Genomic DNA, 23969 nt, shown 5'->3' with positions numbered 1-23969 from the left:
GGGTATGGGTCTGGCCGGGTGGGAGGAGGTCCAGGATCCGCTGGTAGCGCGTCCGGTAGCGGTTTCCGTTGCGTTCGAGGGTGGTGAGGAGATCGCTGCGGCTCGTGACGTGGCCCAGGGGTTTCTCGTGATGGTGCAGGCGGTGCATGGGTTGCCGGTGCCGAGGCGGGCGATGGGCATGGTGCAGCTGGTGGTGAGCGAGTTGGTGACCAACGCCCATAAATACGCACCGGGTCCGTGCCTGCTGGACCTGGAGATCAGGGATGCTGCCGTGCAGGTTTGTGTGTGGGACAGCAGCACGACGCTGCCCTCGGTGCTGCCGGCCGACCCGGGCCGGATCGGTCAGCACGGTCTGGAGATCGTGATGGCGGTGTGCCGGAGCTTTGCTGTTGACCGGGAGCCGGTGGGTAAGCGGATCACCGTGGCCGTGGTACTCGCTGATGATCCCGGCGGGGACGTGGCCGGCCGCCAGGTCCTGTGACGTCGGCCATCTCGATGCGACGGCCCATGCAGCCTCCGAGTCATTGACGCACAGCAGCCTGCGTCCCGGGGACTGCCTTCACAGCTGTCTCGCACAGCCCGCCTTCCGTGACACGGTCAAGCGGCTCGACGGCACCATCGTGCTGGGCATTGCCGGGCTTCGCGTCATCTGTGAAGGGGGGGAGATGTGGCTTCGGATGCGGAAGCGGCCGACGCTTGCGTCATCGGCCGGTGCCAGGTGAACTGCTACGGGGCCGGCAAAGGTGTATCCCTGCTCTGCTGCATGGCGGCGGACTTGAGCCGCGAGGTGGCCTGCTACCTGGGCACTGTCATCGGTCAGTTGTCGGTGGGATTCCGGCGGGAGTTCGATGACGAAGGCGTTGGGTACCAGGGTGCGGCGACGGTCCAGGATCAGGGCGCGGTCGTCGCACTCGCGTCGGAGTATCCCGACCACCTCTGCCTGCTTCCTCTGGCGGGGGACCAGCGACTGCCACACGGTGGTGGACCATCGCTCCATGGTGTGTTCCAGGCTGGCAAGGAATCTCATCTGGTTCCGCTGCCCTGCGGAATGCGGGGCACACGCACCCATACGGGTATCGGACCAGACGGTGCCCGGAGCACACGGCAGCCGCATGGAGTCGGGCTGGCTTGAGCAGGACTGCTGCGGGCGCTCGTCGGTCCGCCTGGGGCGCCGGCGCGCAGAGGGCCGATCGCGACGGCCCTTCGTACGCCGGCCGGATGGAGGTGCGATGTCCACGCAGACCCATCGCCTGACCGTCACCGAGCTTGCCAGCAGCGACGACATCGCGGTCCTGCGGGTCAGTGGCGAACTCGACCACACCTGCGAGGAGTTCTTCCTTCGCACCCTCGGTGCCAGCGTCGACGCCGGGCATCGCTCCCTGGTGCTGGACGTGACGGCCCTCGTCTTCTGTGATTCGCGGGGACTCAACTGCCTGCTCGCCGTCCGCTGGCTGCTGGAACGCAGGAACGGCAAGATCCTTCTGGCCGGGGCGGGGCGACGCTTGACGGAACTACTGGTGCAAACGGGCAGCATTGAGCTGTTGCCCGTTTGGCCAACGGTCGGTCAGGCGCTCAGGGAGCTGCCCGCGGCCCATCGCCCCGCCTGGCCTCCCCAGCCGCACAGTGGCGGGCCGCCGTGAGCTCCGGGAGTCGCCACAGCCGCCTGCACCTTCAGCCCGGATCCGTGCACCCGAACAGGCCCGCGTGTCCCGGGGCAGCTGGGTGAGGATGCCGGCTGGTCGTACGCCCTGGTCCCCCTCTTGGGTGACGGCACGCTTCTGTGTCGCTCTCTGGCCCCGTTGTGCCGGCTGTTCGCGGTGCCGGAGGCGGTAGCGGAGACGGCGGAGAGCATGGTGCGGTCCTGGCGTACGCCCACCGGCGAGTGTGACGCGGAGTGGGACCACGCCCAAGCGGTGCGCACCGCGATCGACGCGTTCGGCAGTCAGTTCGTTGGCCAGAAGCGCTGGTGGCCTTCTGTGCGCCGCCGATACCGCAGTCCGGGCTGAGCCGTTGACGCTGAGCACTTGATCCTTGGGAGGGTCACTGGTCACCCCGGTCGGCGTCGGTGCCTTGGGGCTGCCGGGTGAGGAGAGCGCTCACGGTCTTGCCTCCGCCCCCGTTGCTGTACGAGGCCGATTATCTCGCTGTCGAGTGCACGGAAATCTGTGTTGGCCGGAGTAGACATTGGGTGGTGGTGTGGTTATGGTTTCTCTTGTAGTCGAGATCGAGCAGAGCCCGGCAGACATGAACTGCAGGGCAGTAGTACGCAGTTGCAGTACCGCAGGACGGTGCGGTGGTGGAGTTCCGGAGCCAGGGTTGTTGCAGGACGGCGACGGGACTGACGACCGGACCGGGTGGCCCACAGTGATCAGGGGCCGCCGTGAGCAGGACCGCAGTAGCAGTACCCGTAGGTGCAGTTCGCGGTACCCAGCAGCGAAGTAGGAGAGCAGCACCTCGGTAAAGGCGTCGGCTGCGGGCGCGCGTGCCGGGAGGTTCGGCAGTGGGGTTCTAAGCCAGAGCAGACGCAGGACGGGCGACGGGGCTGGCTGCCGAAGGGTGGCGCTCACTCAGGCCACCAGCAGTTCGTATCACCAGCAGTACAAGGCAGTTGATCAAGAGGGAAGAACGGAGGAGCCGAGCGCCATCAGGATCGCCCGGGCGGAATGACTGGGCCCGGGTACCGCAGGACATCGATAGTGAGGTGGTCTCCGGTCAGGCAACCGCGATCCCCGCATTGCCCCTCCTCTCCCGGGTGGGCGTGCGGAAACAGAAGGCCGGCGCAGTACCAGGGCCGGCAGATGGTGTAGCAGTTCCTTCGGGGCCTTGGTGCCGTACGGCACCAAGGCCCCTCCATGCGTTCCGCAGAGAGGTGCGATGACAGCAGACGACTCGTTCAACCGGCTCGATGACGACGACTACCCCGCCTACACCATGGGCCGGGCCGCCGAGATGCTCGGCACCACCCAGGGTTTCCTGCGCGCCGTCGGCGAAGCCCGCCTGATCACCCCGCTGCGCTCGGAGGGCGGACACCGCCGCTACTCCCGCTACCAGCTGCGCATCGCCGCCCGCGCCCGGGAACTCGTCGACCAGGGCACCCCGATCGAGGCCGCCTGCCGCATCGTCATCCTCGAAGACCAGCTCGAGGAAGCCCAGCGCATCAACGCCAAACACCGCCGCGCCGCCGAATCGGCCAGCCCGACGAACGCAGCCTGAAGAGGCTGGACACCGGCCTCTTCGGCGGGATCACGGGTCGAGTTCTGCGATCAGGGGCGCGGAAGTTGTCATCGGGGATCCTCTTCCGAGTGGCGCAGTCCAGCCACCTCAACCGCAGAAGACCGGCCTGACTGGCGCGGTTGTTCGATCTACACCCCGGGCGTCTCACCCGGTGTGCTTTCGCCCGCCGACTCCACCGCGGCGGCGACCTTCCGGTACCCGACACCGTACTTGCGCTGTAGCGCTCGATTCGACAACCCCGAGTCTGCGTCGCGCCCGATCGCGGCATAGAGGTCAACCCGGCCCTCTGCCATCAGGCGCGTCCGATCCCCGGGACGATGTGCCATTCACGTCGCGGCGGCCAGGGCACGGGGCGAATCCCCTCAGGTGGTCGACCGACCTTGGCCATCTCGCGGTTCGGCCGGGCCCTGGTCTTCGGTGTGGCCGATGCCGGGTCGCCACGGCTCGTGCTCGTGCGCGAGCCAGACCTTCTCGGGATCGAGCGCGCGGATTCGCTGTTGTCCCTCGGTGCGTGGTTCGTCCAGCTCCCCGAACCACACCGCTGCATCGCCGCAGATGACGACTGGACGTCCGCCGGTTTCGACCACCACGACCTGTGTCCCCGGTGTGTGACCTGGCGCTGGGACGAGCCGGACGCCGGGAAGCAGGTCGAGTTCTCCGTCGACCGGCACGTACCGCAGTCCGGGAGCATTGACCCACTCGCGAATGGTGTAATCGTCCTGGCTGCGGGCGTCGTCGAGCTCCCGACGCTGGACGTAGATCGGCCTGTCGGCAAAGAGGTGGTTGCCGCCGCAATGGTCGGCGTGCAGGTGCGTGTTGACGACGATGTCGATGCCGGCGACGTCGAAGTCCTGCCTGCTCAGTGGATAGAGAAGGGGATCGAAGGCGGCCACCACCGCCGGGTGCAGCTCCGTCATGCCGGTGTCGACCAGAACCCGAGCATTGGGATGGTCGATGACGTGCACGTATACAGGCATCACCTCGCCCTCGACGAGCAGGTCGGCAACGAGGATCGGCGTGATGGTGATGGCGGCGGAGACGTTCATCGGTATCGGGTTCCTCCGTTGGCAGCGACGGTAGTGAGCCCCCGGCTGAGAATCGGGATGATGATGGTCGCCGCCAAGAGGTGGGCTGAGACGAGAACCGATTTGGTGGCAGAGTCGTCCGGTAGTGCAATCGGCGGGAGTAGCGACAACCCGGTAGCGACAACGGTCACTACGAGGAACCGTCGGCGCGCGCGAAGGAGGCGGGCCATCAGGACTCCCAGGGCGGCCCCGACGAGGGTCCACAACGCGAACGCAGCGATCGGGATGGCAGTGGCGTCGACCTCGAGACCGACGTCAGCGGCGCGGGCGATGGCAGCCATCGCCGTGGTGCAGACGGCCGCGAAGGCGCCCGCGAGCCCACCACGTCGGACAAGAAGAAGCGTGCTTGGTTGAGCAGCCTGCACGCTCGGTTCGTGGCCGGTCGTGTGCGAGCTGGTCATTGGGTTGCCCCTTGCTCGAAGTGTGCCGCGTCGAGATACCTGGCGAGGATGCCGAGGAACGGCTCCTTGTCCTCGGGGCCGAACGGGACTGTGCCCCATCCGGCCACCATTTCGGCGAAGAACTCGTTCTCCCAGTCCGCTCCGCTCCCGTATGCACTTGAAACGACGCGGAGCACGCAACTGCCGCCGGACGCTGCTTCGATCAGGAACTCAGTAGCGATCGGGGTCACCGCCGACAGGTCATCGTCGGTGATCTCGTGGTCAGCGGCGTCGGCCACCCACTCACGCATCTCCTCGGTCATCGGCCACGGTTCCTCGTACGTGAACCGACGATTCGGCGTGTAGCCGGTGACGACACCCGTCGACCGGAACCCATCGTGATCGAACGACACCTCACCACCGCTCCGCGGGTCCAGTCGGGTCGGCACCATCCAGGCAGAGATCCCATCGGCAGTCGCAATCGCCTCCCACACCTGCTCCGGGGTAGCGGACACCTCAAGGGTGAACTCCGCCCGGTGCTCGACGCGGTCAGGTCGGTCGGAATCGGTCACGAGGGCTCCTCGGGCCGGGGATAGGACGAAACGGTCAGACGGTGGGGTCGCCCGTCGTCGTGGTGGTATCTGGCGACCAGCGCCGCGATCGCCGACTGAAGCTCGGAAGCGAAGGCGGCACGATCTTCAGGCGACCGGAACCCGATCACCGTGTCGACAGTCAGGGTCGGCATTCGCGTTCCCGCCGCGACACCGCTCGCGATCGACCCGACCTCGGACACGGTCCGAGCGTTCACTGCGACCAGATAGGCAGCCGAGAGACGGTCGGCGACCTCATTCGGATCGGGGGCTCTGGCCTCAAGCACGTCGGGGGCGACGACGAAGTGTCGCGCCGAGCGCCGCACGTAACGCTCCGTAATACCGCCCCAAGCGCGTTCGCCAGCCGGCTCGACCAGTCCATGCGCCTCCAGCGCCTTCAGGTGATAGTTCACCTTCTGACGAGTCAGGCCGACGGTCGCCGCGACCGATGCCGCTGACCCCGGTTCAGCCAGAGCATCGAGGATCGAGGCCCGGATCGGATCGAGCGCTACTTCGACGACGACGGCGTCACTGAGTACTCGAATGTCGTCCACGGGCTCGAAGCTAGCCCTTGACAGAAAATATTGTCAAGGGCCTTGCGCAGTCGATGGCCGCCCTGTTGAGGGCTGCCGGGACCGACCGTGGTGACGGATCTCGGCGACATTCAGCCCGACCGCAGCCTGGATGGTGCTGATGGAAGTCGACAATCGGTGCTCGACGAGAGCGACAGAGTCATCGAGGTGACTCCCAGTGGGTATCCACCACGGCAAGTGGACTTGGGGGGTGCCCCTATGTCCTTGGCCAGGGAAACGGGGGTGCGTTGGGTCTGGGAGCCGGGCAGCATGGCGGAGTGGCTGATCTGCTGTGGGATGACGTGAGCTGCTTCTTCGACCCGGACTTGATGGGGTTGCTGCCAGACGTGCGTGTTCCGAATGCCTCGGTGGAGGACTGGCAGGCGGTTCTCGATCTTGTTGCGGAGACGGGCTGGAAGTGCCAGTACTCCGAGGGAGAGGCGGTGCTTCCGGTGCCCCGGGCGGAGGGCGTGCTGTCCCGCCCGGCGGATGCCGAGTGTCCGGACCTGCGGGTCTGGCCGTCTGCCGATGTGTTGGCGATCTTCCGTTTCCATGCCGCCGATGAAGTCGACTTCGACGTCGATCTGCGGGAGTTGCAGGGCCAGGAGCGACTTGATGTGTTCTGCGGCTTCCTTCGGGAGATCGGGCGGCGGTTGGGCAAGTCGGTGCTGATGGACCCGCAGGGCGACTATGGCCATCAGGTGCTCGGCTTCGACGTGGAGGCTGACCGAGTCGCTCTCCTCGCAGACCCGCAGGTCAGCGATCGACGGGTCCACCGCCTGCACCGTCGCCCGGATCTGCCGCCCTCGGACTTGATCGTCGTGGACGGCAACCGGCCTGTGACTCGGCTGGCATCGAGCGGCCTGGCGCCTGGTCGCAGAGATCACCGCCGGGCGTGCGGTTCGGCTGCGGAACGGCGCCGGTCAGCTCACCTGGTCGTACCGGCCGAGGAAGCGGAATTTCCCGTCCTTGACCTGGTACAGGAAGCTCGTGTTCTCGGGTCTGAGTCCGTGGGTGATGTCCTGGTTGAAGCGGATGGGCTTGGCCACGCCGTCGTAGCTGAGTTTGAACAGCCGTTCGGCGACCTGTCCGGGGGTGATGCCGGCGCCGCCGCCATGGGCGTCCAGGGAAGCGGCGATCAGACCCACCGCGTCGTAGGCTTCGGCGGCCCAGCGGGCGGGAGGGGTGCCGTAGCGGTTGCGGTACGCGGAGGTGAAGGCATGGGCGGCCTTGCTGTCCGACGACTGCGGTTCGCTGTAGGGCGCTCCGAAAACCCAGCCCTCGGCGGCCTCGCCCGCGGCTTCCAGAAAAGCCGGGCGCATGACGGATTCGAAGGTCACCCGGGGACCCGTGAAACCTGCGGTGGCCAGGGCGCGGGCACAGGCCGCGGCCCGGGTCGGCGAGGTGCCCGCGTAGACGACGGCCTCGGGTTGCGTGGCCAGCGCGGCGGCGACGGCCGGGCCGAAGTCGTCTGTGCCGGACGCCACCGGGTGGACCGTGGCGGTGCCCTCGCTGGGCGGTGTCTCTCGCAGGCCGCGGGCGGTCTCGGCCATCTCGGGCGCGGCCTGGTCCTGGACGACGGAGGTGCGCTCGACCTTGCGGACCCAGGTCAGGTAGGCGAGCACCGGCAGGGTCCGGTACCTGCTCGGGGCCGTGGTCACGCAGAGGGTGCGTTCCGTGGCCGAGGACAGCCCCAATGCGTCGTAGTCGGCTGAGACGAGCAGGACCGGCGTGGACGCCTTCGTGTACAGGGGGACCGCTGCGCGGGCGGCGGCGACGGTGGTGGGGCCGATCACCGCACACAGGGACCGCTCGGTGAGCAGCTTGCGGGCCCCTTCCTTCGCCCGCCCGGCCTCGCCCCGGTCGTCGTACGAGGTGAGGGCGAGCCGGAAGCGGGTGTTTTTGCGGGCGTTGTGGGCGTCCACGGCGAGCCGGGCACCGCGCTCCTGCGCCAGTCCGACCCCTTTCTGATCACCCGTCAGGGCTGCCTGGAAGCCGATGACATGGGCGGGCAGGTTCTGCGCCGCGCCGCCCTGCGCGGTCTCCTGACGGTTCGTCAATAGGATCGCGGTGCCGGATGCGGCGAGGACCGCGACGGCCGAGCCGCCGATGGCGAAGATCCGACGCCGGGAGGGCGCGCGTCCTTCGCCGACGACGGTGGGTTCCAGTAGGGCCGTGGGGCCGCTCTGCCGGGGCGGTGGGTCCAGGGCTCGGGCGGAGCGGTCGGCGACCAGGCGCAGTACGGCGGAGGGGAGCCAGTCGGCGGAGGGGGCGGAGGTGAACCCCTCAGCGGGGGTGGTCTGTTGATGGGGAGCGGCCTGTTGATCGGGGCCGGTCGCCGTCTGATCGGCATCCCGTAGGGAGCGAGCGAGTTCGGCTGCCGTGGGTCGCCCGGCGGGGTCCTTGGCCAGGCAGCCGGTGATCGCCGTACGCAGCGGGAGCGGCAGCCGGTCGAGGCCGGGCACGTCGGGTTCCTCGTGCACGGTGCGGTACAGGACGGCGGCCGGATCACCGAGGCCGAAGGGCCGCTGTCCGGTGAGGGCGTACGCCAGCACACAGCCCAGGGCGAACATGTCGCTCGCGGGGGCCGCCTCGCCGCCGGTCCGGGCCTGCTCGGGGGCGAGGTAGCCGGGGGTGCCGACGATCGCGCCGGGCTCGGTCAGCGCCGTGACACCCGGCGACTGGGCGATGCCGAAGTCGATCAGGCGGGGGCCGTCGAGGGCGAGCAGGACGTTGCCCGGCTTGACGTCCCGGTGCACCAGGCCCGCACCGTGCACCTCCGTCAGTGCTTCCGCCAGCCGGGCGCCGAGCGCGGTGACGACGGCCGGCGGCAGCGGTCCGTGGCCGTCCACCGCCTCGGCCAGGGAGGGCCCCGGCACGAACGCGGTGGCCAGCCACGGCTCGCGGGCCTCGGCGTCGGCGGCGGTGACCGGCACCAGCCAGCGGCAGGTGAACCCCCTGGCCAGCCTCGCCTCGCGCCGGAACCGTTCCCGGAAGGCCCGGTCGGCGGCGTACTCGGCGCGGATGACCTTCAGAGCGACCAGGGTCCCGTCGGCGGTGCGGGCCAGGTAGACCATGCCCATGCCCCCCGCGCCGAGCCGGGCGAGCAGCCGGTGCCCGCCCAGCTCGCCGGGGTCTTGCGCATGCAGCGCCCGCATCAGTCCAGACCCTCCTACGGCTCCCGTTCAGCCCCTCAAGTTCCTACCGCGTCGGTCAGGTTCCGGTGACGTCCAGGACGCCCCTGTACGCGAACCGGCCGTTGTGGACGCGGTACTGGTGGAGCCGCTGCTGCTTCATCCGTTTCTGGTCGTCGAAGGCGTAGGTCGCCGCCACCCCGGTGAACCGGGCCGCGGCGAGGGCCTGGGTGAGCCGGTCGTGGGCGGGCCGCTTCCCGCCCTTCGGGGCGAGGGCGGTGAGCCGGTCGGCGAGCAGGCGCGTCACGTCGTACGCCTCGGCCGCCCACGGGCCCGGCGCGCTGCCGTACCGCTTGCGGTAGGCGCTGGCGAAGGCGCTCACGGGTGCGGCGTCGGGTCCGATGTAGGACGTCAGCACCTGCCAGCCCTCGGCCGCCTGGCCGGCCCCGGAGATGAAGGCGTCGGTGGCGGAGGCGGCATCGAGGTAGCGGGGCCCGGTGAAGTTCCGCTCCGCGAGGGTGCGGGCCACGGCGGCGGCACGTTCGGGGGTGCCGATGTAGTAGAAGCCGTCGACACCGCGGCCGAGCATGTCGTCGGTGACGGGTCCCAGAGCGCTCGTGCTCGCGACAGCGGGCACCACACGCAGGTACAGCTCCAGCCGACCGCGTGCCTGCAGTCCGACCACGATCACGGACTCCATGCCGGCCAGCCTGCCCGCCCTGTCGCCCAGCAGACCCAGCGTGCCGACACCCGCCGCGCCGAGTGCGGTGACGGTGGCGAGGGCGCCGTACGCGGACAGCGACGCGGCCCGGAAGTACGAGCGCGGAGCGGTGCCGGCGATGGCCGACTGCGCGGCACTGGTCGACAGCTCCGACACCGTCAGCAGTGGCATCCCGGCGCCGTCGTAGACCTCCAGCGCGGCCTGCGCCGAGGAGTAGCCGGTGGGGCCGAGCACGGCGAGGACATCGGCGGTGCCGGTCAGCCGCCGCGCCGCCTGGACCGCGCGGGCCGGCTCCCCCCGGTCGTCCTCGGTCCGCAGGGCGAGGGTGAACGGCCTGCCCTTGCGTGCGTTGAACCGCTCCACCGCCAGCCGCGCGCCCCGCTCCTGCGCCCGCCCGGTCTCTCGCAGCGGGCCCGTCAGATCCGCGTGGAGGCCGATGACCCAGGGGCTGCTCGCGGTCGGTGTCCCCGGGTCGTCGTCGCGCATCGCCGCCCACAGCGCGGCCCCTCCGCCAGCCAAGAGCAGCGCCGCGCCGCCTCCCAGGGCGAGGACCCTGCGGCGGCTGTGACCCGTGGACTCCAGCGACACCTCGGTGGGCTCGATGCCCGGCAGGGCGAGCATCTCCGCCGACCGTTCGGCGATCATCCGTACGACGGGGTCGGGCAGCCAGTCCACGGTGCCGGCCGGGGCGTCCTCCACCAGTTCCGCGTCCACCTCGGCGGCCGTGGGCCGTTGCTCCGGCTCCTTCGCCAGACAGCGGCCGAGCAGCGCCCGCAGCTCGGCGTCCGCCACCCCGCCCAACTCGGGCTCGTCGTGCACGGTGCGATACAGCAGCGCGTCCGCCGCGCCGGTGCCGAACGGCAGTCGGCCGGTGGCCGCGTACGCCAGCACGCACCCCAGCGAGAACACATCGCTCGCCGCGCCCACCTGCTGCGCCCGTGCCTGCTCGGGAGAGAGGAAGCCGGGGGTGCCGACCACCATGTTGTCCGAGGTCAACTCTGTCTCGTCGGCCGCTGTCGGGCGGGCGATGCCGAAGTCGATCAGGCGGGGGCCGTCGAGGGCGAGCAGGACGTTGCCCGGCTTGACGTCCCGGTGCACCAGGCGTGCCTCGTGCACGGCGGTCAGGGCGCGCGCCAGCACCTTGCCCAGCACCCGTACCGCACGCTCCGGCAGCGGCCCGCAGGCCGCGACCGCCTCCGCCAGAGAGGGTCCGGGCACGAACGCGGTGGCCAGCCACGGCGCCGCCGCCTCCGTGTCGGCGCCGAGCACCTGCACCACCCACGGACTGTCGGCCTGCCCGGCCAAGGACGCCTCCCGGCGGAAACGGGCCCGGAACTCGGCCTGTTCGGCGTACTCGGGCTGGATCACCTTCACCGCGGCCAGGTCGCCGGTCCCGGTGCGGGCCAGGTAGACCACGCCCATGCCGCCGGCTCCCAGGCGCCCTAGCAGACGGTTGCCGCCGAGGCGGGAGGGGTCGGCGGGAAGCAGTCGCTCCATCACTCGCCGCCCTTCTTGTCCTCGACGCCAGGGCTCGTGGGGCTCGTGGGACTTCCTGAGCTTCCGGGTGAGGGAGCCGGGTCAGGTTCGGGTGAGGCCGAACCAGCTTCGGTGGGGGTTCCGATCGCGTCCTGCACCCGCAACAGCATCCTGACGGCCACATCCAGCTCGCTCGTCGTGTCCTCCTTCCCTCCGCACGAGGACGCGGCGATCACGACCGAGCCGAACACGGACTGCGTCCACGAGTAGGGGTACGGCCCGCCCCGGGTGTCGCTGACGCACATGCCCGACTCCGACAGCGAGTCGTCGCTGGACGTGTTGGCGCTCTCGCCCCACCCGACGGCCACGGAGGAGAGATCGGTCAGCCGCTCGCCCGCCCGCAGGGTCTGCTCCGGGCAGCCGACACCCTCCTCCAGCATCCCGGCCTGCTCCCAGGCGGCGTCCAGCGCCGTCCGGTGCACCGTGACCGTGACTGACAGCCGCACCGGTACCTCGGCACCGCTCGCGGGCATCTCGAAATGCCGGGTGAGCGTGGCCAGTACGTCCTTCGGCAGCCCCTCCCGCTGCCATGCGCAGTCCTCGCCCAGCACGGCCCAGGTGTTCGGGTCACTCTCGTACGGCGTCCCCGGCGCCGCCCCCGACCCGACAAGCCCCGGATCGGCGATCACCTTCCGGACGAACGCCCGCGCCTCGGCCGCGGTATGCGGCTGCTTCGCCGGGTCCGCCTGTTCGGTCGGCGAGGCCGCGGGTAAGGCACCGGCGCCGGTGCCCGCGTTCGTGTCTGTGGCCGACCCGGTCTCCGCGTCACCATCACTTCGGGCGGCATGCGGGCCCGACCCTCGCGTCGTCTCCCCGCTCGGACCGCTGCCACCGTCCGTACAGCCGGCCAGCAGCGTCGCGCACGTCATCACGACCCCGCAGACCAACCGGGCCCTCGCATACGTCACGATCTCTCCCCTCGTCGCATGCTCAACCTCCGGCTCCAGACGCGCTGCATGACGGCTGCCGCGCACGCCGTGTCAACGGCCGCTATTCATGCCTGTAACGATGCTGTGCCGGTAGCGGACGGTTCCCCCAACACCCCCTCTACTCAAGGTAGTTCAGAGTGCTCATGAAGTACGGGATATGTCTTGTGAACCGTCGGCAACCGGTGCCTCGCCGAGGGCCTGCAGGAGCTCGGCCGACAGCACGTCGGGCGCAGCATGCGCAACACCGAGGCGAGGCAGTCCCGAAGCCCACGACTACCTCGACTCCGACGTCCCCCGTTGCATCGACCCGGCTCCCGGCTCCCGACAGCGGACAGCGGACAGCGGCCATACGCTTCCTCCCGGGTGGCCCTGGGCCCGCTGCCCAACGACATCGCAGTGCCGCTGGACGCCGACTACGACTCGGACAAGACACGGCCCTGCTCGGCCAGCGCGGTCTGCACGGCCGGGTCGCCCACAAGGGTGAGAAGGCGCCGATCCAGGCAAGCCGACGCCGGCACGTCGAACGAACCCACCCCGACAGAACGCCTTCCAGCGCCTCGCCCGCTGCTACGAACGCCGCGCAGCCGTCATCGGCGCGCGACAGCCCCCGGGGGCACAAAGCTTGATCCGTGGAGAGGATGCCACTGCGGCAACTCCGTGGCCGGCGAACATACGTAGCCGATTGCGTAGTTCTACTGATTTCTTCAGCGTCCGCTTAGGAGAGGTTCTTGATCGAGGGTGAACCGTGCGCGACCGGAGAGCCACTGAGCACAGGTCAGGAGGATGACGTTGCTGGAGTCTGCAGGAGACCGGGTACGGTGGCTGGCCCGCGCCGTCACCCCAACGGGACGTAACCGACCGGCTCGGTATGCCGCCGCTCCGGTCACCGCCTTGCTGGCGGCCGTCGCGCTGCTGACGGCCGGCTGCTCGGGCGACGGAGACGGCACCGACGCATCGGCCGCCACGCCCTCCGTGACCGGCACTGCCACCGCCGCCCCGACCACCCCGTCGGCCACGCCCTCCCCGCCCTACCCGACCAACGCCAAGGGCTGCCACCCCAACGGGGAGTGGACGACGGAGCAGATCATGCGCTGGGTGCGAATAGCAGCCGATGCCCCCGCCGCAGGCGTCGACACCTCCAAGGACCCGGTCACGATCGACGAGAGTGTGGCGGGCTACACCGGCCCGCTGTGCGAAACGGTCACCGTTCAGGTGGAGTTCTGGAAGCTCACCTACGGCTCGGGGGGCGCCGGAGAGAACACGACCAGCGCCACGGAGGCCCCGCCGGACTACTACTTCGACATGGACTCCGTGAAGCGGACCGAGCTGCGCGTCGACGGACGCAAGGAGCACCTCGTGAAACCGCCGGAGAGGCTCTACGCCGGTGACCGCAGCGTCTGCGTGGGGGCCCTGGTCGCGGTGTACGTCGGGAGGCCCCTCAAGCGCAAGGAGCTGCCCGAGCAGATCAGCACCGGGTCCGAGGGCGTCAACATCGGCGGCGGGGACGTGGAATTCAGGACCGAGCGGGTGTCCGAGTACGAGCTGTCGCCTCCGGCGGCGCCGCATGTCTGCAGCCCCGAGGGCAAGCCCACCGCCGACCCGTACGACGTGCCCGACACCACCGGTGTCCCCGACCCGCTGTACCCGACGCCGACGTTCAGCTTCGACGTGGACGACGTCCTGCGCGCCCCGAGTGACGGAGATTGAGCATGTGGGGACCCGCCGACCGGCGGGGCCGTGAGTCCACGGAACAGCTGGTGGGGGAGGACTGATCGATCATCTTGACGGTCCGACAGGTATCCGATACAGGGAGTCTGCTATGAGCAAGCGGGAATTGGGTCCGTATCCAGGTCTGAGCTATGCGCACATGGTGTCCAAGGACATTCACAGCAGCCATGTCGTCCGCCGGTTTGCTCTCTACCCGATCGACATCGAGCGGCCGGAGAAGGGCCGGCGGGTGGAGGCGCTGGAATGCGGGAGCTGCCAGAAGCCGCTGAAGTTCAAGGTGCTCAGTGTCGCCGCGACCAGGACCCGCCGGTGGGTATGGCTGCTGCTGGGCCTGGCCGGGGTAGCGGCGGCGCTCGGGTTCGGGGTGGCGATCTTCCAGGTCGGCGGGCAAGTGGTCGAGGAGGGCGCCCCCAACCCGGTCGGCCCGCTGGCGCTGGGCTTCCTCGCCGGGTTCCTTTCCGGGGCCTTCGGCCTGAGCTACTGGCGGTACGAGGACGGGGTGCGCGGGCCCGGCTCGCCGCTGATGTCGCTCGGTGGGCACGCTCTCCGGTGGCCGCCCAGCTAGCGCGACCCCCTGGCGAGATGCCTGATCTGCGAACCGGACACCACCGCAGGACCAAGCGCTCATTAAGCTTGGGCCATACAGTTACGAACCCCTCAAAGCCAAGCCGACCTGCAGCGATGCCCTCGAAGATCAACTTATCCAGGAAACTCGGGGCCAGGCCTGCCGGTCCGCCGAGAGGCGGGGCCACCGGGGCAAGCCCGCGGCGTCGAGTCCGCAGCAGGCCGGACAGGAACCGGAGGGCCTGACTGTCCAGATCGGTTTCGGTGGGTACACAACCACGCGAAGCTCCGCGTGGACAGGTTGATCTTGGTCGACAGCCCATTCATCAGTGGCTTCGCTTCATCACGCACGCGGGGTGGCCCGCCCTCATTCCTCCTGAGCCCACTTGGCGTGGCACACGGTCACTGTGCCGTTGCCGTGCCCGGCCGCGAGCAGCGTTCGCCCGCCTGTCCGCACCTGACACCGGGCGGTGGTCCACCCCCTCCGAGGGCCGGTGACGATCGTGCGCACCAGCCGGCCGTCGCGCGGGTCCCAGATGTGTATCGCGCCGTCCCGGCCCGCCGAGGCCAGCAGGTCGCGGCCCCGAGACCCGCACCGTGCACAGCCCGTACACCCAGCCGCGGTGACCGGTGAGGGAGGCCACCCGCGCGCCTCGGTTCTCCAGATCCCAGAGCCGGACGACCCCGTCCCGGCCGCCGGACGCCGGCAGGGGCCTGCCGTCGACGTCGGCCTCGCACAGCGTACGGATCCAGGTGCGCGAGTCCGTGAGGACCGCCGACCGCCGTGTCCTCGCGCGTTGCCGGGTCCGCGAGGCGGATCACCTTGCGGTGCCCGGAGTACGCCACGAGTCACCGGCCGCCGACCGTGACCTCGCAGGCCGCCTCGAACGACGGCCGGAACCGGTACCGGCCGTCCGACCGCCGGACCACCCATACGACGATCAGGACGATCCCCGCCACTACGCCAGCGATCAACATCTGCCCTCCCCGTGATCCCCGGAGCCTTCCCGATGCGGCAACGGCGGCGGCCCCTACGGGTCTTGATTCATCCCCGGGCGTCGGCCGGGACGATCGTGTTGTTACGTAGATCGGTTACGTAGTTTCCGCATCCGTTCGGCCCACCCGTCCCTGATGGGGATTCGTGAAAACGGCTCTGTCCGCAGTTCCGTGAATCCCCAGGTCAGGGAGGTGAGCGAGGGATCGTTTCGGCAGAGTATGTCCCGGCATGGCAAGCGAGACGGTTGAGGCTGTGCTGTTTCCCGGGATCGATGTGCGAGTGGAGCGCGTCAGCGACTCCTCCGACGTCGTTGTGGTGGAGGCGGCGTCCACCGCTCGCCCTGGCTGGTGTCCGGACTGTCACAGGCAGGCGAGACGCACACACAGCACGTATCAACGCGGCCTGGATGAGAGGCCGTTGGGATTTCGCCGGGTCATAGTCCGACTGCGGGTTCGCCGGTACTTCTGTGACCGGAGGAGCTGTGCCCGCAGGACGTTCGTCGAGCAGGTGCCGGGCCTGTCCGAGCGGCACCGCCGCTCCAGCACCGGACTGACAGGCTGGCTGCGGTCGATTGCGATCGAACTGGGCGGCCGTCCGGCCGCACGGTTGTGCCGGCGTCTTCGGGTGGCCGCCGGCCGCACCCGGCTGCTCAGGCTCCTGACGGCGCCGCCGGTACCAGACCGTGCCCCGCAGGTGCTGGGGGTCGACGAGTTCGCCTTCCGTAAGGGCTGCACGTACGGCACCGTCCTCGTCGACGTCGAGGCCGGTGCCGAGTCGTGGATGTGCTTCCCGACCGCACCTCCGAGAGGTTCGCGGCCTGGCTCAAGGACCATCCCGGTGCCGAGATCATCTGCAGGGACCGGGCCAGCGCCTACACGAAGGCGGTCAGGGAAGCCGCCCCGGACGCCCTGGAGGTCGCCGATCGGTGGCATTTGCTGCAGAACCTGTCCGCCGCGGTGGAGAAGACCTGCCACCAGCACCGCAACTGCCTGCGCAAACACGCCGAGCAAGCGACGGAGCCGACCGTGCCGGAACTGTCCCGCACCCAGATCATCGAACGGACCCGTCACCGTTACGAGGACATCCACCGCCTGGTGGAGAAGGGCTGGACCATCAGCGCCATCGGCCGCCGCCTCAATCTCGACCGCAAGACCGTACGCCGCTTCCGCGACACCGACCTCGATGAACTGCTGGCCTCCGCCCGCGACCGCCGCCCCAACGGCGTTCTGGAGCCGTTCAAGGCATACCTCAATGCCCGCTTCACCGAGACACAGGGCCAGGTCAGCGGCACCCGCCTGTTCCAGGACATCTACCAATGCGGTTACCGCGGCAGCCGTCAGGTGGTCCGCAAGCACCTCGCCGCTCTGCGGGCGGGCACCGCTGAACCGGTCCGGGCCGACATACCCAGCCCGCGGAAGATCACTTCGTGGATCATGCGGCCCCGCGAGACCCTCACCGACAGTCAGGATCGCAGGTTGCTGGAGGTCCGGCTCGCCTGTCCGGACGTCACGCGGGCCTGCGACCTCGCCCGTGCGTTCGCCGATCTCGTCCGTCACCGGCACGGATTCCTGCTGCTGGAGTGGATCCGCCAGGCCGAACAGGACGCCCCGAAACCGATGCAGGGCTTCGCCGGTTTCCTCCGCCAGGACCTCGACGCCGTCACCGCCGGCCTCACCCTGGAATGGAGTTCTGGGGTTGTCGAGGGGCACGTGAACCGGGTGAAAACACTCAAGCGAGCCATGTATGGCCGGGCATCCTTCGAACTCCTCCGGCCCCGCATCCTCACCCAGCCATGAGCATCACGCCGACGGTCCCCGCAGGCCCTCTACGCTTCTCACGTGCGCTATCTGACGGAGTCCTTCGCCCTTGGGGCCCTGAGACGGGGCCGACCAATCGAGCAGTTCCTCGGCCCTGCCGGCTCACCCGAGCGTCCCGGCATCCGCTACATCGAGCTCAGACCGGTCAAGATCCGCTACGAGATCTACCTGCACACTGTGGCAGACGTCGGTCACGAGACCTTCGTTGACGTGGTCGAGTTCCCTCCTCTTTGCACCGACGATGAGGAAGAGGAGTTCGGCCGCCTTGTCGCGACTCGCGACGACCCGCTTGCCGCCCTCGCAGCCGCCGAAGACATCACCGGTGCGGCACGCGGAAGGTGGGTCAACGCTGGCCTGGTCCAGGACGAGTATCACGACTACGTGGTGGCTGGACGGCCGACAAACAACTCACCAGATGGAATCCCCTGGCCCGTTCCTCCGCCCGGACTTTGACGATCAAGCGGGATCACGGAACCGCGGCCAGAGCCGTGAAAACGGCCAGGGATGCTCCTCGCACACTCGCTCTGGTGTTCAACGAAGTGGGGAGTTTCAAGGAGCGTGGCCCGGGTCGTCGGCTTGGGCTTCCCACTCGTGGAGTATGCGGGCCGTGTCGAGACGTCGAGACGCTGGCTTCGTGTCGGTGGCCGATCCGGGATCCTCACCCACGGCCACACCAGCGATCAGCTGTCTGTGGAGATGTACTCGGCAAGGAGCTGTCCTGTGAGTTCCACGCACCGTGTCCGGGCCGCGGAGAAGCCGTAGGGCATCTTGGTTACCGCTTCGAAGGCGCTCATCTGGACCTCCTCCTCGCCGCTCGCCTCGGCGTCGTAGAGGTCGAAGAGCTTCTCCTCGGCCACGTCCATTCCGGCCGCTTCAATGGCCTGGTGCAGGGCCTTGTGGTGGGCGCAGTGCTGCGCGGCGAGTTCCTCGACCTGCGGGTCGTGGGGGTCGACGGTGTCATCGAGGGCGGCGTCGGCCGTGTCGAGGCGGTCTGCCTCGGCCCGTAGGCCGGGATGGGTCGCCAGGATGATGAACACGCTGGCCTGAATTGCGGCGCCCAGCGGCCCGAAGATCCGTTCCGTGACCAGCAGGGCCTCGAGGTCGGAGGGGCGCAGTGCGCCAGAAGGCAGGTGGCTGAGCCGGTCCGTGACCAACGGGGAGAGCAAGCCCAGTGGGCTGCCCACGACCCGCAGGCGCTGGACGGCCGCCCGCTGACGCTTGATGTCGGCCTCCTGGGCGGCCAGGGTCTCCTCCAGCCGGCCCAGGACGTCCTCAATGTCCCGGGCTTCGTTGAAGGCGGCCCGCATGTCGTCCAGGCTGATGCCGGCCTCGGACATCTTGCGGATCCACAGCAGGCGGATCATGTCGTCGTAGCCGTAGCGGCGGCGTCCGTCTCCGCCTCGCTCGGGCTCCGGCAGCAGACCGATCTGGTGGTAGTGACGAATGGCGCGCGGGGTGGTTCCGGCGAAGGCGGCGGCATCGCCGATCTTGACCTCGCGGGGAGGCATGGCGGAGGGGTACATCGCAGACAGGGCCTTTCGTGCTGTGGTGCCCTCGACGACACCACATGCCGCTACGGCATGTGCAACTACACACCACCCGGACCCTGACGGGCTATCGGGCGCTCCCTCGCCATTGGTGTCCCATCCCAGGACAGGCCCGGAACAGGTGGGGAGACCCGTCGAGCAGGTCTGATGGCACCCCGAGCAGAGGTTGGGGATTTCCAAGGAGCCCCATCATCCCACCCGGACGAGGGTTGCCCGTCCCGCGCTGATCGACGCCCATCCGCTCGGGCCGGCGGCTCGCCGTCGACGCGTAGCCGTCGACGCGGCGTGAGATCGAGGACACGAAGCCACAGGTTGTCAGTGGCGTACGACAGAATGTGCGGGGGCACCAACTGTCGCGGGGGCGTGAGGGTATGACGACGGAACAGGCACCGCTGGTCGGCAGAGAGGCGGAACTCGCGCGGCTCGACCGGCTGCTGGCGGAACTGGTGGGGGACGTGCCCGGCCGCCCGGCGGTGCTGGACGTCGGCGGTGAGGCGGGCATCGGCAAGAGCCGGCTGGTCCACGAGCTGTGCCTGGCCGCGACGCGCCGCGGGGCAGCGGTGCTGCGCGGCCGGGCGACGGAGTACGAACGTCACATCCCGTTCCAGCCGTTCACCGACGCCTTCTCCGACCTCGCCCCGGAGGTCGTCGAATCCTTCCCGGAGGCTGCCGAGGTCGCCCCGGTGCTGAGCGGGGCTCCCCGCAGCACGGACCGCTTCCACCTGCACCGGGCCACCGCCGCCCTGTTGACCCACGCCGCGGCGTCTGGGCTGGTCGTGGTCCTGGATGACATGCACTGGGCGGACGCCGCATCGCTGGAACTTCTCGACCATCTCGTACGGCACCCCGTGCACGCCCGCGTCCTGCTGGTCCTCGCCCGCCGCGACCGGCAGAGCCCCGCGCCGCTTGCCGCGACCCTCACCCGCGGTACGGAGACCGGCACGGTACAGCGGACGGTCCTCGGCCCGCTCGGCGAGCGGGACTGCGTCGAACTGCTCACCCCTGATCTGGCCCGCGACCAGGCCGTACGGCTCTTCACCGCGAGCGAGGGCAACCCGCTGTACCTGCTGACCCTGCTCCAGGCGCACCGCGAGGGCGCGTCGGTGAGCCGACTGTCCACGACCGGCCTCGGGGCGCTACTGCTCGACGAGCTGACCCCGCTGACGCCGTCGCAGGGCCGGCTCGTCCAAGTGGTGGCAGCTCTGGGCGACCACGCCACGCCCGCGCTGCTCGGCCCGGTGACCGGCCACGAGCCGGGGCAACTGGCCGACGATCTCGCCATACTGACCCGGCGCGACCTGTTGCGCACCGGCACGCACGGGCGGATCGCGCTGCGTCACCCCGTGCTGCGCAGCCTCGTCCGCGACGGCACCGACCCATGGCAGCGCACGGAGATCCACCGGCTCGTCGGCGCCGAACTCGCCCGTACCGGCGCCCCGTTGGCCGGGCGGGCGCACCACGCCGAGCAGTCGCTGTCCGACTGGGACCCGCGGGCGGCGGCGGTGCTGGACGAGGCCGCCGAGCAGGCCGCGCAGACGGCGCCCGCGAGCAGCGCGCACTGGCTTGAGGTGGTGCTGCGGCATCTTCCGCACACGCCGGAACACGCGGCCAGACGGCGCGAGTTGATGCTGCGGCGGGCCCGGGCGCTGGGCGTCGGCGGCCGGCTCCGGGAGAGCCGGGACCTGTTGCACCAGGTGATCGCCCTGCCCGACCCGGGCGACGGGACGGGATCGCGGGCGTCTGCTGTCGTGCTGTGTGCCGTCATGGAGCGCCATCTCGGGCGTTACTCGGAGGCGGTCGCCCTGCTCCGCCGAGAGTTGCACCGCACTGATCCCGCGCCGTCGCTCGCCGACCAGGTGGCGCTGGGCCTGGAGCTGGGCTCCTCGGCCCCGCACGACACCTCGTACCCGGCGGTGCGCTCCGAGGTGGCACACACCCTGGAGGTGGCCCGCTCCCTCGGGGACGAGACGGGGGTGGCGGGTGCGCTGAGCGTCGCGGCGCTGGGGGAGGCGTACGAGGGGGAGACGGCTGCGGCGGACGACTTCACCCGCCGGGCGGCGGCCCTCGTGGACTCGCTGCCGGACGGCGATCTGACCGGCCTGTGCGAGCCGCTGGTGCGGCTGGCCTGGGCGGAGGCGTTCCTGGAGCGCTTCGCCGACGCCGAGCGGCACGCCGATCGCGGCCTGGCCATTGCCCGCCGCACCGGCCAGATATACCTCCTGCCCCACCTTCTCCTGTGCAAGACACATGTGCGCACCCAGACCTGCCGGCTCGCGTCGGCGGTGGAACTGTCCGAGGAGGCCGAGGACATCGCCCGCGGCATCGGCAGTGACGAACTGCTCGCCTTCGTCCTCGCCACCAGGGCCCACGCCCTGGTCGACGCCTGCCCACCGGGCGATCCGCGGCCACTGGCCACCGCCGAGGAGGCGGTCGCCGCGGCGGGTCTTGGCGTCAACTGGTGGGCGTCCATCGCTTGGTGTGTACTCGGCTACGCGGCGCTCACTGCCGGCGACCCGGCTCGTGCCCGGGAGGCGGTCCTGCGTGCCGGCGGCCCCGGCCTGCGGCGGATGCAGCCCTCCATGCGTCCGCTGTTCCTGGAGGTCCTGGTGACCGCCGCCGTCACCATGGGTGACCTGGACGCGGCGAAGGACTGGGCCGAGCGGGCCCGCGAGGAGGCCGAGCGGCTCGATCTGCCCGTGCAGCGGGCCTCTGCCATGCGCAGCGCCGCGCAGATACGCCTCGGTCTCGGTGACGACAAGGCGGCGGCGGACCTGTTCGTGGCGGCGGCTGACGAGAGCGCCCGCAGCGGAGGGGTGTTCTGGGAGGCGTTCTCCCTGCTCTTCGGCGCCTCCCTGTCGGCGGCGGACCCGGGTGGCTCGCGGCGCGGGCAGGCGGCCTGGCACCGGGGGCGGCGGCTCGCCGTGGCCGGGGGCTGCGGGATGCTGACCGGTCTTGCCGAGGCGGTTGGCCCGGTGGTGGCCGCCGCCGCTGACGGGCCCGAGCGCCGCCTCGCCGAACTGACCGCCCGCGAACGGGAGATCGCCGACCTCGTCGCCGACGGCCTCACCAGCCCGGCGATCGCCGAACGACTCTGCCTGAGCCGCCGCACGGTCGAGACCCACATCTCCCGGGTCTACCGCAAGACGGGAGTCTCATCGCGGGCAGCTCTGGCGGGCCTGATGGCGGGGCGCACGCCGAGGCCTTCCTTGAGAGGATGAGCCAGGAAAGGTTCGAGCCGCGGATACCGGGGGTCCTGTGCATCAGCCACAAGTCACAAGTCAGCAAGCCACGAGGCGCGAAACTGTGTGAGCGAGCGGCGGTGTTGGTGTGCCGGACCGGTCAGCTGCCCTGTCCGAACAGTCGGCACAGTCGGCCGGGAGCCAGTCCGTACTCGGGTGCTCCGGTACGGGGGTGCGGTTAGCCCGCTGATTCTTCGGTTTTGGGATGGTGTGCTTGATCTTGCGCCTGCGTAGGTAGCAGCGGTTACGACAGGACGAGTACGCCTAATAGACATGTGGGTTGGCCGGTTGAGCCAGCCAGCAGGGGCCAGAGCGAGACGTCTGGGATATACGCAGCGTCAGGAGCGCTTCGACAAGACGGACGCGGTTCAGGCCCCTGCCATATCGACTCCAGTCGCCGTACCGTGCCGTGATTCGAGCCGTTCTCAGAGCCACCTCCCAATTGGCCAGAGCCTTCGAGCTCTTCACGAGAGCGAGGACTTTGGGCAGGGCTGGGACCACGGACGGCTGATGGGGTGGTGCGCCCAAGAGCGCTTCTATTAGGTCGCCGGGTGGTCCTGCCACGGCTCGATGCCGACCGGCAGCGAAGCGTTGAAAGGAGCGCATCGTGCACGCAACCTGCGGAATTGACTGGGCTGAGGACCACCACGATGTCGCGGTCGTCGACTCCGATGCCCGACTGCTCGGCAAACTCAGGATCAGAGATGACGCAGCGGGCTTCCAGGAGCTGCTGCATCTGCTCGCCGAGCACGGTGACAGCCCGGACGATCCCATCCCGGTGGCGATCGAGACTTCCCGCGGACTCCTGGTCGCCTGCCTGCGGGCCTCCAGACACCCGGTCTATGCCATCAACCCGATGGCCGTCGCCCGATACCGCGACCGGCACACCGTCTCCCGGAAGAAGTCCGACCACCAGGACGCCGCCGTCCTGGCGAACATCCTGCGCACGGACACCGAGTTCCACCGCTCACTGCCGGCCGACTCCGACCTGGTCAGGGCCATTGCCGTCCTCGCGCGAGCTCAGCAGGATTCGGTCTGGGACCGCACCCGCGCCCACAGCCGGCTCCGATCACACCTGCGCGAGTACTACCCCGCGATCCTCGAGGCGTTCGCAGCGAAGCGCGAGCGGCTGCTGTCCCGGGAGGCCCGCACGATCCTGGCGATCACGCCCACTCCGGCGGAGGCCGCCCGCCTGACCCGCGGACGGCTGAGGACCGCCGTCACCAGAGCCGGACGCCAACGCCGTATCGAGGCAGAAACCGACCGGCTGCTTCAAGTGTTTTGCCGGGGCCGCCTTCGCCAGCCCGCCCTGGTCGAGAAGGCGATGGGACGACAGACACTCGCCCTCCTTGCCCAGCTCGACGCAGCCTGCAAGGCATGCGACGACCTGGCATCCGACACAGAAGAGCTGTTCCTGCAGCATCCCGACGCGGAGATCATCACGAGCTTCCCCGGCCTGGCCACGCTCACCGGTGCACGGATTCTCGCCGAGATCGGCGACTACCGTGCCCGGTTCACTCACGCCGGCAATCTGAAGGCTTATGCAGGAAGTGCACCGGTGACTCGGCAGTCCGGCATGAGCCGCCACGTCACCCACCGCCGGATCAAGAACAACCGACTGGCCGCAACCGGCCGGCACTGGGCATTCGCCGCGCTGACTGCCTCTCCCGGCGCACACGATCACTACAACCGCCGACGGGGCACCGGCGACCATTGCCATGCGGCCCTCCGCAATCTGTTCAACCGCATGCTCGGCCAGCTCCACCACTGCCTGACCAACCACCAGAAGTTCGACGAAGCGATCGCCTTCAGCACCTCCGTCCCAGCCTCACTCGGCAGCTGCTTGACCCGAAAGCTGCATGGGGTGTCTTGTCACCCCGCACCCGCACCCGCACC

19 protein-coding genes and 4 pseudogenes are annotated in these 23969 nt (G+C 69.6%); 12 read left to right on the top strand and 11 right to left on the bottom strand.

All coding sequences use genetic code 11. The features are described from left to right. The first annotated feature begins 4 nt into the window (after positions 1-4). A complete protein-coding gene (locus AOK17_RS39000; protein ID WP_055617355.1) occupies positions 5-481 on the top strand; it encodes an ATP-binding protein in 477 nt (158 codons plus the stop codon). Positions 482-559: 78 nt separating this feature from the next. Here AOK17_RS39000 and AOK17_RS54145 read toward each other — a convergent pair whose 3' ends face one another. Further along, positions 560-1027 carry a DUF3662 domain-containing protein gene (locus AOK17_RS54145; RefSeq protein WP_055617354.1) on the bottom strand — a complete coding sequence of 156 codons (468 nt, stop codon included), beginning with the start codon at positions 1025-1027 and terminating at the stop codon, positions 560-562. Positions 1028-1229: 202 nt separating this feature from the next. Here AOK17_RS54145 and AOK17_RS38990 point away from each other — a divergent pair, with 202 nt between their 5' ends. After that, complete coding sequence (locus AOK17_RS38990; RefSeq protein WP_055617353.1) at positions 1230-1640, top strand: STAS domain-containing protein; 411 nt, start codon at positions 1230-1232, stop codon at positions 1638-1640. Positions 1641-2874: 1234 nt separating this feature from the next. After that, positions 2875-3213 (top strand): MerR family transcriptional regulator, encoded by a 339-nt coding sequence (locus AOK17_RS38980; RefSeq protein WP_055617351.1) that lies wholly within the window; start codon positions 2875-2877, stop codon positions 3211-3213. Between the two features lie 383 nt (positions 3214-3596). Here AOK17_RS38980 and AOK17_RS38975 read toward each other — a convergent pair whose 3' ends face one another. From AOK17_RS38975 to AOK17_RS38960, 4 genes are read right to left on the bottom strand one after another with little or no spacing between them, the layout of a single operon-like run. Continuing rightward, positions 3597-4280, bottom strand: coding sequence for an MBL fold metallo-hydrolase (locus AOK17_RS38975; protein ID WP_055617350.1), 684 nt, complete (start codon positions 4278-4280; stop codon positions 3597-3599). After that, positions 4277-4720: a DUF6069 family protein gene (locus tag AOK17_RS38970; RefSeq protein ID WP_055617349.1), complete on the bottom strand. Its 444-nt coding sequence runs from the start codon at positions 4718-4720 to the stop codon at positions 4277-4279. The genes AOK17_RS38975 and AOK17_RS38970 overlap by 4 nt, the downstream gene beginning before the upstream one ends. Further along, positions 4717-5271, bottom strand: a complete 555-nt coding sequence (locus AOK17_RS38965) for an SRPBCC family protein (protein ID WP_055617348.1) — start codon at positions 5269-5271, stop codon at positions 4717-4719. Before AOK17_RS38965 ends, AOK17_RS38970 begins: the two co-directional genes overlap by 4 nt. Next, positions 5268-5843 (bottom strand): winged helix-turn-helix domain-containing protein, encoded by a 576-nt coding sequence (locus AOK17_RS38960; RefSeq protein ID WP_055617347.1) that lies wholly within the window; start codon positions 5841-5843, stop codon positions 5268-5270. The genes AOK17_RS38965 and AOK17_RS38960 overlap by 4 nt, the downstream gene beginning before the upstream one ends. 296 nt (positions 5844-6139) lie before the next feature. Between AOK17_RS38960 and AOK17_RS52860 the strand changes: the two are divergent. Next, a pseudogene (locus AOK17_RS52860) lies at positions 6140-6619 on the top strand (hypothetical protein); the annotation flags it as partial. Positions 6620-6784: 165 nt separating this feature from the next. On the opposite strand, the gene AOK17_RS38955 reads toward AOK17_RS52860, so the two are convergent. The 3 genes from AOK17_RS38955 to AOK17_RS38945 are packed head-to-tail and all read right to left on the bottom strand — an operon-like array spanning position 6785 to position 12160. Then, positions 6785-9019: a bifunctional serine/threonine-protein kinase/ABC transporter substrate-binding protein gene (locus AOK17_RS38955; protein WP_055617346.1), complete on the bottom strand. Its 2235-nt coding sequence runs from the start codon at positions 9017-9019 to the stop codon at positions 6785-6787. A 55-nt stretch (positions 9020-9074) separates the two neighbouring features. Then, positions 9075-11213, bottom strand: coding sequence for a bifunctional serine/threonine-protein kinase/ABC transporter substrate-binding protein (locus AOK17_RS38950; RefSeq protein WP_055617345.1), 2139 nt, complete (start codon positions 11211-11213; stop codon positions 9075-9077). Further along, entirely contained in the window at positions 11213-12160 is a 948-nt protein-coding gene (locus tag AOK17_RS38945) for a hypothetical protein (protein ID WP_157881487.1), read from the bottom strand. The genes AOK17_RS38950 and AOK17_RS38945 overlap by 1 nt, the downstream gene beginning before the upstream one ends. 390 nt (positions 12161-12550) lie before the next feature. Here AOK17_RS38945 and AOK17_RS49285 point away from each other — a divergent pair. The 3 genes and pseudogenes from AOK17_RS49285 to AOK17_RS51000 all read left to right on the top strand — a co-directional run. Continuing rightward, positions 12551-12779 (top strand): annotated as a pseudogene (locus AOK17_RS49285) (IS5/IS1182 family transposase); the annotation flags it as partial. A gap of 293 nt (positions 12780-13072) precedes the next feature. Further along, entirely contained in the window at positions 13073-13888 is an 816-nt protein-coding gene (locus AOK17_RS38940) for a hypothetical protein (protein ID WP_055617343.1), read from the top strand. Between the two features lie 112 nt (positions 13889-14000). Beyond that, positions 14001-14474: a hypothetical protein gene (locus tag AOK17_RS51000; RefSeq protein ID WP_157881486.1), complete on the top strand. Its 474-nt coding sequence runs from the start codon at positions 14001-14003 to the stop codon at positions 14472-14474. A gap of 848 nt (positions 14475-15322) precedes the next feature. Here AOK17_RS51000 and AOK17_RS53695 read toward each other — a convergent pair. After that, positions 15323-15451 (bottom strand): hypothetical protein, encoded by a 129-nt coding sequence (locus tag AOK17_RS53695; protein WP_257678041.1) that lies wholly within the window; start codon positions 15449-15451, stop codon positions 15323-15325. Between the two features lie 247 nt (positions 15452-15698). Between AOK17_RS53695 and AOK17_RS54270 the strand changes: the two are divergent. From AOK17_RS54270 to AOK17_RS49280, 3 genes and pseudogenes are all read left to right on the top strand, one after another. Continuing rightward, a pseudogene (locus tag AOK17_RS54270) lies at positions 15699-15929 on the top strand (ISL3 family transposase); the annotation flags it as partial. Between the two features lie 317 nt (positions 15930-16246). After that, on the top strand, positions 16247-17266 hold the full coding sequence (locus AOK17_RS38930) for an ISL3 family transposase (protein WP_055617341.1): 1020 nt from the start codon (positions 16247-16249) through the stop codon (positions 17264-17266). A gap of 42 nt (positions 17267-17308) precedes the next feature. After that, positions 17309-17740 carry a hypothetical protein gene (locus AOK17_RS49280; RefSeq protein WP_245697640.1) on the top strand — a complete coding sequence of 144 codons (432 nt, stop codon included), beginning with the start codon at positions 17309-17311 and terminating at the stop codon, positions 17738-17740. Positions 17741-17967: 227 nt separating this feature from the next. Here AOK17_RS49280 and AOK17_RS38920 read toward each other — a convergent pair whose 3' ends face one another. After that, positions 17968-18810 (bottom strand): MerR family transcriptional regulator, encoded by an 843-nt coding sequence (locus AOK17_RS38920; RefSeq protein WP_055617339.1) that lies wholly within the window; start codon positions 18808-18810, stop codon positions 17968-17970. Between the two features lie 395 nt (positions 18811-19205). Here AOK17_RS38920 and AOK17_RS38915 point away from each other — a divergent pair, with 395 nt between their 5' ends. Continuing rightward, positions 19206-22052 carry a helix-turn-helix transcriptional regulator gene (locus tag AOK17_RS38915; protein ID WP_206190909.1) on the top strand — a complete coding sequence of 949 codons (2847 nt, stop codon included), beginning with the start codon at positions 19206-19208 and terminating at the stop codon, positions 22050-22052. Positions 22053-22247: 195 nt separating this feature from the next. On the opposite strand, the pseudogene AOK17_RS50405 reads toward AOK17_RS38915, so the two are convergent. Then, positions 22248-22337: pseudogene (locus AOK17_RS50405) on the bottom strand (IS5/IS1182 family transposase); the annotation flags it as partial. Between the two features lie 343 nt (positions 22338-22680). Here AOK17_RS50405 and AOK17_RS38910 point away from each other — a divergent pair. Further along, positions 22681-23969 (top strand): IS110 family RNA-guided transposase (locus AOK17_RS38910; RefSeq protein ID WP_063997354.1); only part of this gene is annotated, 1289 nt, incomplete at its 3' end.

Source organism: Streptomyces phaeochromogenes, assembly GCF_001418655.1.
In the GTDB taxonomy this organism is placed as follows: Bacteria; Actinomycetota; Actinomycetes; order Streptomycetales; family Streptomycetaceae; genus Streptomyces; species Streptomyces phaeochromogenes.
Note: the sequence above shows the minus strand (reverse complement) of the source record. Positions and strands in the feature narration are given on the sequence as shown.

What these genes read in the sequence shown, in the direction of transcription:
- AOK17_RS38980 (WP_055617351.1), top strand. Translation starts at nt 2,875, where the DNA reads ATGACAGCAGACGACTCGTTCAACCGGCTCGATGACGACGACTACCCC.
- AOK17_RS54145 (WP_055617354.1), bottom strand. Translation starts at nt 1,027, where the DNA reads ATGAGATTCCTTGCCAGCCTGGAACACACCATGGAGCGATGGTCCACC.
- AOK17_RS39000 (WP_055617355.1), top strand. Translation starts at nt 5, where the DNA reads ATGGGTCTGGCCGGGTGGGAGGAGGTCCAGGATCCGCTGGTAGCGCGT.
- AOK17_RS38990 (WP_055617353.1), top strand. Translation starts at nt 1,230, where the DNA reads ATGTCCACGCAGACCCATCGCCTGACCGTCACCGAGCTTGCCAGCAGC.
- AOK17_RS38970 (WP_055617349.1), bottom strand. Translation starts at nt 4,720, where the DNA reads ATGACCAGCTCGCACACGACCGGCCACGAACCGAGCGTGCAGGCTGCT.
- AOK17_RS38915 (WP_206190909.1), top strand. Translation starts at nt 19,206, where the DNA reads ATGACGACGGAACAGGCACCGCTGGTCGGCAGAGAGGCGGAACTCGCG.
- AOK17_RS38955 (WP_055617346.1), bottom strand. Translation starts at nt 9,019, where the DNA reads ATGCGGGCGCTGCATGCGCAAGACCCCGGCGAGCTGGGCGGGCACCGG.
- AOK17_RS38950 (WP_055617345.1), bottom strand. Translation starts at nt 11,213, where the DNA reads ATGGAGCGACTGCTTCCCGCCGACCCCTCCCGCCTCGGCGGCAACCGT.
- AOK17_RS38920 (WP_055617339.1), bottom strand. Translation starts at nt 18,810, where the DNA reads ATGTACCCCTCCGCCATGCCTCCCCGCGAGGTCAAGATCGGCGATGCC.
- AOK17_RS38975 (WP_055617350.1), bottom strand. Translation starts at nt 4,280, where the DNA reads ATGAACGTCTCCGCCGCCATCACCATCACGCCGATCCTCGTTGCCGAC.
- AOK17_RS51000 (WP_157881486.1), top strand. Translation starts at nt 14,001, where the DNA reads ATGAGCAAGCGGGAATTGGGTCCGTATCCAGGTCTGAGCTATGCGCAC.
- AOK17_RS53695 (WP_257678041.1), bottom strand. Translation starts at nt 15,451, where the DNA reads ATGTTGATCGCTGGCGTAGTGGCGGGGATCGTCCTGATCGTCGTATGG.